The organism is Ensifer sp. ENS08 (assembly GCF_014852195.1).
Taxonomy (GTDB): domain Bacteria; phylum Pseudomonadota; class Alphaproteobacteria; order Rhizobiales; family Rhizobiaceae; genus Ensifer; species Ensifer adhaerens.
Genome location: NZ_JACVBF010000005.1, coordinates 79200 through 91512 on the forward strand (window position 1 = coordinate 79200; position 12313 = coordinate 91512).

Annotated in this window: 6 protein-coding genes; 2 read left to right on the plus strand and 4 right to left on the minus strand. The window is 61.9% G+C overall.

Annotated features, from left to right (window positions below):
* Window positions 1-168: 168 nt before the first annotated feature.
* A complete protein-coding gene (locus IB272_RS34895; RefSeq protein WP_234798824.1) occupies window positions 169-483 on the minus strand; it encodes a hypothetical protein in 315 nt (104 codons plus the stop codon).
* Here IB272_RS34895 and IB272_RS34900 point away from each other — a divergent pair.
* On the plus strand, window positions 464-871 hold the full coding sequence (locus IB272_RS34900; RefSeq protein WP_234798823.1) for a GNAT family N-acetyltransferase: 408 nt from the start codon (window positions 464-466) through the stop codon (window positions 869-871). The two genes, IB272_RS34895 and IB272_RS34900, sit on opposite strands and share 20 nt — an antisense overlap.
* A gap of 87 nt (window positions 872-958) precedes the next feature.
* Here IB272_RS34900 and IB272_RS14085 read toward each other — a convergent pair whose 3' ends face one another.
* The 3 genes from IB272_RS14085 to IB272_RS14095 form a co-directional block, all read right to left on the minus strand.
* Window positions 959-2176, minus strand: coding sequence for an ABC transporter substrate-binding protein (locus IB272_RS14085; RefSeq protein ID WP_192444486.1), 1218 nt, complete (start codon window positions 2174-2176; stop codon window positions 959-961).
* Window positions 2177-2186: 10 nt separating this feature from the next.
* Window positions 2187-2552 carry a hypothetical protein gene (locus IB272_RS14090; protein WP_060607741.1) on the minus strand — a complete coding sequence of 122 codons (366 nt, stop codon included), beginning with the start codon at window positions 2550-2552 and terminating at the stop codon, window positions 2187-2189.
* A gap of 71 nt (window positions 2553-2623) precedes the next feature.
* The gene (locus tag IB272_RS14095) at window positions 2624-10840 is read right to left on the minus strand and encodes a VCBS domain-containing protein (protein WP_192444487.1); all 8217 of its coding nucleotides are present in this window, start codon (window positions 10838-10840) and stop codon (window positions 2624-2626) included.
* A 489-nt stretch (window positions 10841-11329) separates the two neighbouring features.
* Here IB272_RS14095 and IB272_RS14100 point away from each other — a divergent pair, with 489 nt between their 5' ends.
* Window positions 11330-12256 carry a transglutaminase-like cysteine peptidase gene (locus IB272_RS14100; RefSeq protein WP_234798822.1) on the plus strand — a complete coding sequence of 309 codons (927 nt, stop codon included), beginning with the start codon at window positions 11330-11332 and terminating at the stop codon, window positions 12254-12256.
* The last annotated feature ends 57 nt before the right edge of the window (window positions 12257-12313 follow it).

The following is a 12313-nucleotide window of genomic DNA, read 5'->3' on the forward strand; positions in this document are numbered from 1 at the left end:
GACAGGCCTCAAGCTCGTGGGAACGTTACCATGAGAGTTCACGCATTGGCAAGACATGAAAATCCCGCCTTAACGCAAGGCTCCTTTGTCGCCGATTGCGCGCGACCGATCTCGCCGTGGGCATCTTGCCCCCTCACGCCAGGAACGTACTCGACGGATGCGGGGATATTATTGAGCGATCGCCTCATGATACCAGCAAGCCATTGGCTGAAAATAGACTTCCACACATTGTTTCGAACACGCGCCGATCCGGATCAGGCACCGGGCCCGCGCTTCTGGCTCGCCGGATGCGCGGAGGGAAACCTGTGCGAAGCACGCGCGGACCTGCCGGGCGGTCTGGTCGCGGAGCTGGAAGGACTTGCCGCAACCGAACCGCCCTTCGTTCATCCCAGCACGCCTGTGAACCTTGAGTGCTATCTGTCGCTGCTTGGTGATGATGGGCCTGCCGAATACGATTGCGGCCTTGTCTTTGAGTTGCAGCACGACACTCCTCACCAAGGCGATGCGCGGCTCGTTCGCAACGACCCCGAAGAAGGCGACGGATGGGGTTCCGGAGTCCTGGTTCGATCTTGGCTTCCACGGCGTTGCCGACTTCTGGTCGCCCTGGTGCGCTGCCATTGTCGACGGTGAAGTCGCCTCCCTGGCATGTGCGGCGCGGCTCACCGATTCCGGCGCCGAACTCGGGCTTGTGACCGCCAAGGCGTTTCGAGGACGCGGTTTCGGCGCTGCTGCGACGGCTGGTTGGTCGCGGCTGCCGACGCTTCGCTCTCGCACCTTGTTTTACAGTACCGATCGAGACAACGCCTCGTCGAAGCGTGTCGCCTCCCGCCTTGGCCTCCGGCATCACGGCGCGAGCTTGCGGATAACGTGAGCTTAGCTGCCGTGCCCTCGCCCGCTTCTCTACACCGAATGCAGCGCGGTCGCTCGCCGCATCGGTTTTTGGTCAATAACGCTTCGGTCAGAACGAGCGGGGCGCGGGATCCAGAAGCTTCACGCTGCCGGCGGTCACCTGATAGATGGCGCAGGTTCGCTCTACCGAGCCGTCCTTTGTGAACCGGAAGGTGGCCGCCGCACCGACGAAACCGTTTGGCGCGCGGATGCTTTCCTGATTGATGGCGCCTTCCCCCTGGGACCGCACGAGACCAGCCGCAAGGGCGATGACGTCGAACCCATAAGCCGCGTCCGCACTTGCCGCACGCTCGTAGCGATCGAGGAAGCGCGACGTCATCCGCGAGCCGTTTTCCGGGCCGAAGAGACAGAGGTGGCTTCCGAAAAATTCGGGTCGCTTGTAGGCGGCATTCGTCCAACCGGAAGTTCCGACGACCATTGCATTCGGTTTCAGATAGCCGTTGGCCTTGAGTTGCGACAGAGAACCGACCTCCCCCCCTTCCGATCCGATGAGGAGAACCGCATCAATATCCTTTAGCTTTGCCTTGGCGGCCGCGTCACCGGAAAATGTCGTGATGCCGGTCACGGCGACAAGCGCCGGCTTGATGCCATAGCCCGCAAGACCGCGATCCAGCCTTTGCCGTTCGGCGGCAGAGACATCGCTGGGCAAAAGCACGATCAGCCGCTTGCGGCCGGAGGCAAAAGCATAGGAAGCGCCCTCGACAGCGCTATCGATGCGGTCAGAAACGAAGGCGAAGGTGCCGGCCGGCCGCTCGGCGCCGTTGCCGCGCAACGCGAGAAGTGGCGCGCGGGCAGAGCCAAGTCCCTGGCGGACGGTGCTGACAGGCACGTCCGCAACCGACAGCGCAATCAACGCCGCGTTCTGGCCCGCGAGACGCTTGGCGGCGTCCTGGACTTGCTGCGGCGAACCGTCGGTATTTTCGACCAAAAGCGAAAGCTGGCCACCACCCACCTCGTCCACGGCGAGCGACGCCCCGTCGCGGATGTCGCGTTCGCGCACCGTTTCGCCCGACGGCGCCATCAGTGCAGTGATAAGCCCGACACGCGTTGCGCCGGTTCCGAAGGCCTCCTGCGACTTCACCGCATGCTCGGATGCGCGCCGGGCATGCCTTGCCTGCGGCGATTCGACGTCGAGCACCTCAGGGGCGGTGGGAGCGCCCTGACAACCGGCGAGAACGCCAAGCGCGAGCACGCCGAGTGCCAGCCATTGTCGGCACGACGACACGCGCCGTGCCGGGGAAACCACAACGTGGGGCATGTCGATCATACCGGCTGTCTCAATTCATGAAGTGCCGCATTTTGGCGTAGAAGCAATCGCACTTGGCAATGTAGTCCTCGTCACGCCAGCTCGATTGCAGGTAACCATAGGCCTTGCCGCAGGCGACCTTGGTCTCGGACGCCCAGACGAAGGCCGGCCGCGTCGAAGCGATCCAGCGCGGATCGTCGGCAACGGCAATCGCCTCGTCCATGCGCGCCACGACTTCCTTGGTCAGCGTCGCCACGTCCTGATCGACCGTCAGCGCGGACTGGCTGATCTCGGTGCATTGCCGGGCCGCCGGCGCATAGTCGCCGATAAGGTCGGCCGCGAAACTGGATATGGGCATCAGTGCGAGCATCACCCCCGCCAGCATGCTTCTGTTCATGAAAGTTCCCCTCAATATGCGGTTCCCGGATGATTGCCGAGAACCGCTGAACTGTCGAGATCAACCCGGCGTTAGTGCACGTCCTGCGATGTTTTCGTCCCGTTTTCGTTGAACAGCACCTTCACCACTTCCGTCGAGACATTGAAGTTCTCCAACACGGCAACCGTATGCCAGCCACCACTACCGGCGTTACCTTCGGTGTCCACTTGCAGGTTGGCGTTCTGCCCATCCTGAACCACCTGGAGATAGTCGCCATCAAGCGTCGTTCCCGAAGGCAGGTTACCGAGCAAAGCCGACAAGTCGACAGAGTCGTCGTCGCCGTCGTAGTCGGTGATGACGTCGGCGATGTCGAGTTGCAGGTCTTTCGCATCGAGAACGAAGGTGTCGTCGCCTGAGCCACCAGTCAGCTTGTCGACGCCCGTCCCGCCATACAGCGTGTCGTTGCCGGAACCGCCAACCAGCGTATCATTGCCGGCATCGCCGTAGAGCTTGTCGGCTCCGCCATTGCCCGAAAGCGTATCGTTGCCCTCGCCCCCGGCCAGAATGTCGCCATAACTGCTACCGTAAAGCTTGTCATTGAAGTCGGAGCCAATGACACCTTCTATATTCCTGTAGTCTTCCTCTCCCAGGCCGACGCTGGAAAGATCTACATCATCCTCCCAACTGCTCTGTACCAGCGTAAACGTGACGGGACCGGTCGCATCTGAAAAGTTGAGCAGGTCCACGCCTGCTCCGCCATTAATGTCGTCGTCGCCCGCGCTCGCATAGATGATGTCGTTGCCGTCACCTCCGTTGAGCGTGTCGTCGCCAGCTCCGCCATGGATGACATCATGCCCCGCACTGCCGCTGATTTCATTTGCCGTGGTTGTGGATCCGTCGGACACGAAGGTGAGCGTCGAGGAATTCGACAAATCGCCATCCCTGTCTTCTCCGGTGACGCCAAAAGTCAGCGTCAAATCCGAAGCGGCGACGGTTTCGGTGTAACCTACCGTCGTGAAGGAGACATTGATGCCGTTCTTGCCAAGAACTTCGATGTAATCGAACTTGAATCCGACATCGCTCGGAAGAATTGTAACACTCGTCTGCCCCGCGACGACAGTCTTGGAAAAGGTGTATGGCGTGGAATTGCCATCCCTTACCGTGAACTCAATCGATCCTGGATCTTTAACCGTCCCGAAACGCAAGGTAACCGACGATACATCCTTATCGAATTCAATCTTGAACTTCTCCCCAGTAGAGAAGGCCGGATTGCCGATCCCGAACTCGTTTCCACCGCCTGACGCCGTGTTGGCATTGAAGGTCACTTGCCCCGAGGAGGATGCAAGTGCTGTAAACTTGGCGAAGCCGAAATCGTAGGTCTTCGTTGGGCTATTGGGGAAATCGTTCGCCGCATCAATGGTTACCTGCGTTCCAGGACGTTCCTTCAACTGTTCCAGTTGATAGGTCCCGTCCGCGTTCGTTGTCAGGCGATAGATGTCGGTACCGAAGTTGTCCTTCACGAGCACCTGCCCGGTGCCCGTTCCCGTTGTGGTCCAGCCAGTAGGCAGCCCGCCCACGCTGTCGATCTTGTAAACTTTGATGCCGTCGGCGCCTGGCGTCGCATTGATGACACCTTCCAGCGCACCGGTACCGTTGCCCATGTAGGCGCTGCTGATGGATTGGACGGTCGGGACATCGTCGACGATCCGGATGTTGAGCGTGGCATTGCTCGTCGAACCATCTTCATCTGTCACGGCGACGACGAAGTTATCGAAGACCCCGCTATCGGCTCCAGCCGCAGTATGCGCCAAGCTGTTGTCCTGCAGCAGATAGCTGTAGGTGAAGGTTGCGCCCGTCACCGTACCGTTGACCGTCGTTGGCGTGTAGCCGGTGATCGTCAGAAGTCCAAGTGCCGTGTCCACCGTGGTTCCTACGGCGTAGGCGCCCCCCGTCACGACCGAAGTACCATTAATCTTCAGGCCGGCGAGTCCGTCCGGCGTCGTCACGGAGAAGCTGCCGGTCTGCGTAAGTGCAGCCACATTCGGCGAAGAACCATCCGAGAGATTTTTCTCGTAAACCGTCTCTTCGGCGCTGGACGACAGCCCGTTGACGCTCACGCCATCATCAGTGCCAGTGATCGTGATCGTTACCGTCTGTACCGCCGTGCCGCCATGGCCGTCATCGATCGTCACATCGTACTTCTGCGTCAGCGTCTCACCAGCATTCAGCGAATCCAGCACGTTGTCGGCCACCTGGAAGCTCCAGCCAACCGAGTCGGTCGACTGGTTCAGCGAGCCGAGCGAGAAAGTGCCGAGATAGCCACCGCCCTGCGCCGTGAAACTGGCGCTGTGGGTATCCAGCGTGTCGACGTCGGAAAAGCCGATCGTGCCGCCGTGCGTGTGCGTGGCCGTATTCTCACCGGTCGCTCCGTCGGCGATCTCCGTCACCGCACCGCCTTGTGAGACCGAGGTGATTACCGGAGCATCGTTCGTGCCGGTGATCGTGATGGTCACCGTCTGGGTCGCCTTGCCGCCCTTGCCGTCATCGACGGTGACGTCATAGGTCTGGGTCAGCTTCTGGCCGGACTGCAGCGAGTCGAGCACGCTGTCGACGACGTTGAAGCTCCAGCCAACCGCGTTGCCGGCCTGATCGAGCGTCCCGAGTGCAAAGGTACCGAGGTAGCCGTTGCCGTTCGCCGTGAAGCTGGCGCCGTGCTCATCCAGCGTGTCGACGTCGGAAAAGCCGATCGTGCCGCCGTGCGTGTGCGTGGCCGTGTTCTCGCCCGTCGCCTTGTCGGCGATCTCCGTCACAGAACCGCTCTGGGTGCCCGAGGTGATGATCGGGACGTCGTTGGTACCGGTGATTGTGATCGTCACGGTCTGGGTTGCCGTGCCGCCCTTGCCGTCATCGACGGTGACGTCATAGGCCTGCGTCAGGGTCTGACCAGCCTGCAGCGAGTCGAGCACGCTGTCGGCGACGTTGAAGCTCCAGCCGACCTTGTCGGTTGTCTGGTTCAGCGGATCGAGCGCAAAGGTCCCGAGGTAGCCGTTGCCGTTCGCCGTGAAACTGGCGCTGTGGGTATCCAGCGTGTCGACGTCGGAAAAGCCGATCGTGCCGCCCTGTGTGTGCATGGCCGTGTTCTCGCCCGTCGCCTTGTCGGCGATCTCCGTCACAGAACCGCTCTGGGTACCCGAGGTAATGATGGGCGCATCGTTGGTACCGGTGATCGTAATCGTCACAGTTTGCGTCGCCGTGCCGCCATGACCGTCGTCGATGGTCACATCATAGGTCTGCGTCAGCGACTGGCCGGCCTGCAACGAGTCGATGACACCGTCAGCAACCTTGAAGGTCCAGCCGACCTTGTCGCCCGCCTGATCGACGGGATCGAGCGCGAAGGTACCGAGATAGCCGTTGCCGTTCGCCGTGAAGCTAACGTTGTGCTCATCCAGCGTATCGACGTCGGAAAAGCCGATCGTGCCGCCCTGGGTGTGCGTGGCCGTGGTCTCGCCCGTCGCCTTGTCGGCGATCTCCGTCACAGAGCCGCTCTGAGTACCCGAGGTAATGATGGGCGCATCGTTGGTACCGGTGATCGTGATCGTGACCGTCTGGGTTGCCGTGCCGCCCTTGCCGTCATCGACGGTGACGTCATAGGCCTGCGTCAGGGTCTGACCAGCCTGCAGCGAGTCGAGCACGCTGTCGGCGACGTTGAAGCTCCAGCCGACCTTGTCGGTTGCCTGGTTCAGCGGATCGAGCGCAAAGGTACCGAGATAGCCGTTGCCGTTCGCCGTGAAGCTAGCGCTGTGCTCATCCAGCGTATCGACGTCGGAAAAGCCGATCGTGCCGCCCTGCGTGTGCGTGGCCGTGTTCTCGCCCGTCGCCTTGTCGGCGATCTCCGTTACCACACCGCCTTGGGCGTCCGAGGTGATGACCGGGGCATCGTTGGTACCGGTGATCGTGATCGTCACCGTCTGGGTCGCCGTGCCGCCGTGGCCGTCATCGACGGTGACGTCATAGGTCTGCGTCAGCTTTTGGCCAGCCTGCAGCGAGTCGAGCACGCTGTCGGCAACCTTGAAGCTCCAGCCGACCTGATCGGTTGCCTGGTTCAGCGGGTCGAGCGCGAAGGTGCCGAGATAGCCGTTGCCGTTCGCCTTGAAGCTGGCGGTGTGCGTGTCGAGCGTATCGACATCGCTAAAGCCAACCGCACCGCCCTGCGTGTGTGTGACCGTGTTCTCACCCGTCGCCTTGTCGGTGATCTCCGTGACCGCACCGCTCTGCACGCCCGAGGTGATGACCGGTGCGTCGTTGGTGCCGGTGATCACGATCGTCACGGTCTGGATCGCCGTGCCGCCATGACCGTCACTGATGGTCACATCATAGGTCTGCGTCAGCGACTGGCCGGCCTGCAGCGAGTCGATGACACCGTCAGCAACCTTGAATGTCCAGCCGACCGAGTTGCCCGACTGGCTGACCGGGTCGAGCGCGAACTTGCCGAGATAGCCTTCGCCGTTCGCCTTGAAGCTGGCGCTGTGGGTGTCCAGCGTGTCGACATCGGCAAAAGCCACCTTGCCGGCGTTGACGTGCACCACTGAGTTCTCGCCGGCCGCACCGTCGCCGCGCTCCGTGACCGTGGCGCTCTGCGCACCCGAGGTGATCACCGGTGCATCGTTCGTCCCGGTGATCGCGATCGTAACGGTCTGCGCCACGATCCCGCCATGGCCGTCATTGACGAACACGGTGTACTTCTGCGTCAGCGTCTGGCCGGCCTGCAGCGAGTCCAGCACGCCGTCGGCGACCTTGAAGTTCCAGCCGATCCTGTCAGCTGCCTGATCGACCGCATCCAGCGAGAAGGTACCGAGATAACCACGGCCCTGCGGCAAGAAGCTGGCGCTGTGGGTGTCGAGCGTATCGACGTCGGTAAACGTCACCGCGCCGTCCTGCGTGTGCGTCACCGTATTCTCGCCCGTCGCCTTGTCGGCGATCTCCGTCACCGCACCGCTCTGCACACCCGAGGTGATCACCGGGGCGTCGTTGGTGCCGGCGATCACGATCGTGACCGTCTGCGTCGCCGTGCCGCCGTGGCCGTCATCGGCGGTGACGTCGTAGGTCTGCACCAGGATCTGGCCGGCCTGCAGCGAGTCGAGCACGCTGTCGGCAACCTGGAAGTTCCAGCCAAGCTTGTCGGTTGCCTGGTTCAGAGGATCGAGCGAGAAGGTACCGAGATAGCCGTTACCGCCCGCCGTGAAGCTCGCCGTGTGCGTGTCGAGCGTATCGACGTCGCGAAAGCCGATCGTGCCGTCCTGCGTGTGCGTGACCGTGTTCTCGCCCGGAAAGCCGTCAAAGCGCTCCACCACGCCGCCGAGCTGCCAACCGGACGTGATCACCGGAGCATCGTTGGTGCCGGTGATCGTGATCGTCACGGTCTGCGTCGCCGTACCGCCCTTGCCGTCGTCGACGGTGACGTCATAGGTCTGCGTCAGCTTTTGGCCAGCCTGCAGCGAGTCGAGCACGCTGTCGGCAACCTTGAAGCTCCAGCCGACCTGATCGGTTGCCTGGTTCAGCGGGTCGAGCGCGAAGGTGCCGAGATAGCCGTTGCCGTTCGCCTTGAAGCTGGCGGTGTGCGTGTCGAGCGTATCGACATCGCTAAAGCCAACCGCACCGCCCTGCGTGTGTGTGACCGTGTTCTCACCCGTCGCCTTGTCGGTGATCTCCGTGACCGCACCGCTCTGCACGCCCGAGGTGATGACCGGTGCGTCGTTGGTGCCGGTGATCACGATCGTCACGGTCTGGATCGCCGTGCCGCCATGACCGTCACTGATGGTCACATCATAGGTCTGCGTCAGGATCTGGCCGGCCTGAAGCGAGTCGAGAACGCTGTCGGCAATCTCGAAATTCCAGCCAACCTTGTCACCGGCCTGATCGACCGTCCCGAGCGAGAAGGTGCCGAGATAGCCGTCGCCACCTGCCGTGAAGCTGGCGCTGTGCTGATCCAGCGTATCGACGTCGGAAAAGCCGACCGCGCCGCCCTGCGTGTGCGTAACCGTGTTCTCGCCAGCGGCATTGTCGCCAATCTCCGCGACCTTGCCGCTCTGCGGGCCCGTCGTGATGACCGGGGCATCGTTCGTGCCGGTGATTGTGATTGTGACGGTCGTCGACGACCTATCACCATCTCCGTCAGTGATCTCGTAGGTGAACGTATCCGTCACCATCTGGCCCGCGGCGAGACTTTGCACACCGGCCGTCGTGTTGTTGAGCGTGTAGGTATAGCTGCCATCGGAATTCAGCACCAACGTGCCGAACTGACCTGCCGTCGAACCGCCGACCAGACCTGTTGTGCTCCCGAATGAAACGGACGTCACCGATACGCCGTCTGCCCCTGCGATATCCTTGACACCGTCCGTGCCGTTCTCATCCGCACCTCCCGAACCGGTCAGCACGTTGCCATCTGCAAAGACGGCGCCATCTTCGGACACGCTGTCCGTGTCGGCGGCAGCGACCGGCATGTCGTCAGAGACCGCGACCGTCACCGTGCCTTCGGCCCTGTCGCCGTCGATATCGGTCGCAACCACCTTGACCTGGCCAAGATTCGCAAGGTCGTCGGAATTGATGCCGGGATGGCTGGCGTAGTTGCCGTTCAAAGTCGCCGTTACCGTGGCGCTGTCGCCTGCGCGAACCAGGTCGAGCGTGACAAGCGTCGCACCGCCGGCCCGGCCAACGATCTGCGTATCGGAAACACGGTCCCAGACCAGCACGCCAGTCAGCCCGCTGGTGTCACCGAACGCAATCGTCGCGATCGCATCCGAACCCGCGACAAAGCCAATCGTGCCGCTGCTCGTCTCGGCGCCACCGACCGGCGTCGAGCCATTGGCAAGGTTCTGGTCATCGAGCGTCAGCGCTGCGGACGCGGCAAGCGGATCAACCGACGGACCTGCGCCGTCCACCACCTTGATCGTCTGGATGTCGCTCGTTGCATCGTTGTCGCCGTCCCTGGCCGACAGCGAGAACGTCACGTCGAGACCGCCGGCATTGTTAAGATTGCTTGCTGCCGTGAACGACCAGGTCTTGTCCGCATTGACCGTCAGCGTACCCTCGGCGAGCGTGAAGTCCACCTTCTGGCCTGCGGTCAACGTCAGCGTCTGCGTGGTGTCGCCAACCGTCACGTCCACCGTGCCGACGCCGTCGGCACCTCCCGTCAGCGTCCAGTTGCCGGAAAGTGTCTGCCCTTCGGCAACTTGAGCCGTCTCGGGATTCGTGATGCCGATTACAGGAATGTCGTCAACGACATCCACGCGCAGCGTGGCCGTGCCGGTCGCGCCGTCACCGTCGGTGACCGTAAGGGTGAAGATATCCCGGTCCTGCTCGACATTGGCACCAGGGTTGACGCCCGAACTGGTGATGGCGCTCGTCAGTTCATAGGTATACTGCGCGACACCGGTCGCGGGATCGTAGGCCGTGATGGTGAGCACGCCGAACTGGCCCGCAACCGGCTGGCCGACCAGGCCGCCGATGGGAAAGGTCCGGCCGTTGATCGTCAGGCTGGCGATATCGCCGGCACCATCCGGATCGGAAATGGTGAAGATGCCCTTGACCGACGCGCTGCCGTCACCGGCGCGCGAACCGCTGGCGAGGCCCGCTTCATCGACCTGCCGGTCGCTGACAAAGATGCCGCCGGGGCCGCTGCTGCCGTCGGGAATGATCGACGGTGCGTCGTTGGGATCGAGGGTCGGCGGCAGAAGCTCGGTCGTCTCAAGCGTCGGAAACTGCAGCGCGGTCGGCGCCAGCAAGTTGATGACCGGTCCGGCCTCGCCGATATCGCCATTAGCCCCTGCGAAGTCGCCGCCGCTGCTCTGGTTCGAAACGACGCTGATGCTGCCGTCCGGGCCGGCCGCGACGTTGATGCCGTTTTCTCCGAGCACCGCCACGAGGGTTTCGCGCGGGATTTCGGCGTCACCGATCAGGAAGGTCGGGACCTTCAATGCCGCGTTGTGAATGGTGATCGTGGAGCCGTCAGGCTGTTCCAAAACGATATCGCTGCCAACGACCTTGATCTTTTCGATCGACGCGCCCACAGGCAAATGCACGATATTCGAAGCATCGGCGCTGATTTCCGCAGGCATGGGCGCTGTCTGGGGCACGGTTTCGGCGCCTTTCACGGGAGCGCCCGTCGCGGGGTCGATGAGTTCCGGCTCGCCTGCGGGAGCGGCCTGCGCAACCAGGCGGTCAGCCTTGCCGTCGGGCGCGTTGCGGAATTCGATTGCCTCTGCCGACAGAGCTGCGGCGTCGTTGGAAATTGCGGTGCCTTCGGTTGCCATGGAAATACCCCTCGACCTTTGCGGGCGACGAAAACATCAACCCTGCGAGAGCGCAATCGGCACTGAAGAGCCTCACCTAAAACAGCATACTATATTATGCTAATACCCAAAATTGGTGACGTTAGTACAAATTTAGTATTTCTGGTCATCGTTCGGAAACCAACCCTGCTTTTGGATCAGCGCCGCGATGCTGCCACGGCAAAACGTGCGTCATTCAATGACGTGGACGTCTATATCGCCAGGTGCCAGCGCAAGCCTTTTCCGAGACAGGCGAATGTGATCGGCCACCGTCCTCATCAGCAAGGTCAGCAAGTCCACGGCGTCCCCGATATAGAAGTGGCTTGAGCCGAAAGAATACACAAGTATAAAATTTGAATAAAATTTTAGATAAAACGTATCTCTTCGAAACACTCTAAATAATACATACCGCTTTACCGGCATTTTTCTTTTCGTTCGTACAGTGTCCTCAAGAAACCGAGAGACACGGCGATGAATAAGACGCATTGGAAGCACGGCAGGAAATACCTGAAGACTTCGGTCTTCGCGATCGGCCTTGCGTCGCTTTTCGCAACGACACCTACGCAGGCTGGCCAACCGGCCGTGCTCGGCCCCGGCCTGTTGCATCAGATGGTGAGCCTGGCAAGCCCGCTCGCCGCCATCGCAACGCAGACCATCGACACCTGGTCAAAGCAGGCTTCCGAAGCCCTCCGGCGCCAGAACGTGCAGCAAGTGGCGCTGGCGACCCGCCCTGATCTCCGGCCCCAGTCGTCCGCACAGTCGGAACCATCCGCCGTTTTCCACTCGGTTGCGTTCCGGGTGTCAGCGATCCCGGTCGCCCGCAAGTGGAAGACCGTCTACCCGGCAGTGGTGGCTGCGGACTTCAACGATTGCGCACAAAAGAGCGGTTGCGCCGCCCGCGACATTCTCGGCCAGGCGATCGAAAACGCTGATGGTCTTGCCTTTCGCCAGAAGATCAGCGGCATCAACCGGACTGTGAACCGGATCGTTCGCTACCAGCCGGACGCGGAAAACTACGGGGCCAAGGATTATTGGGCGACGCCGGACGAAATTCTTGCCCGAGGCAAGGGCGACTGCGAAGACTATGCCATTTTGAAGATGGCCGCGTTGAAGGCGGCGGGACTGCCGTCGGAGGCGATGTCGATCGTGGTTCTGCGTGACGTCAGGCGCAACCTATATCACGCGGTCCTCGCGATCACGACGAGCCAGGGCCACTTCATCCTCGATAACCTCAGCGACGAGGTGAAGCTCGATACCGCCTTGCCGAGCTATCAGCCGCTGTTTTCGGTCAGCGCCGAGCGTTCCTGGATCCACGGCATCAAGAGCACCGGCGACAAGGTCGCCTCCGCCGCACCGCTTGCCGACGTCATGCCCGGAGAAGGCATCGCCGTTCGCTGACTGTGCCCGCCAGGCTCGACTTGGCTGACGGCCTTGTGGTTAGCAGCGACCACTACT

Coding starts and splice junctions, on each gene's coding strand:
- IB272_RS14090 (WP_060607741.1), bottom strand. CDS start 2,552: ATGAACAGAAGCATGCTGGCGGGGGTGATGCTCGCACTGATGCCCATA.
- IB272_RS14095 (WP_192444487.1), bottom strand. CDS start 10,840: ATGGCAACCGAAGGCACCGCAATTTCCAACGACGCCGCAGCTCTGTCG.
- IB272_RS14085 (WP_192444486.1), bottom strand. CDS start 2,176: ATGATCGACATGCCCCACGTTGTGGTTTCCCCGGCACGGCGCGTGTCG.
- IB272_RS14100 (WP_234798822.1), top strand. CDS start 11,330: ATGAATAAGACGCATTGGAAGCACGGCAGGAAATACCTGAAGACTTCG.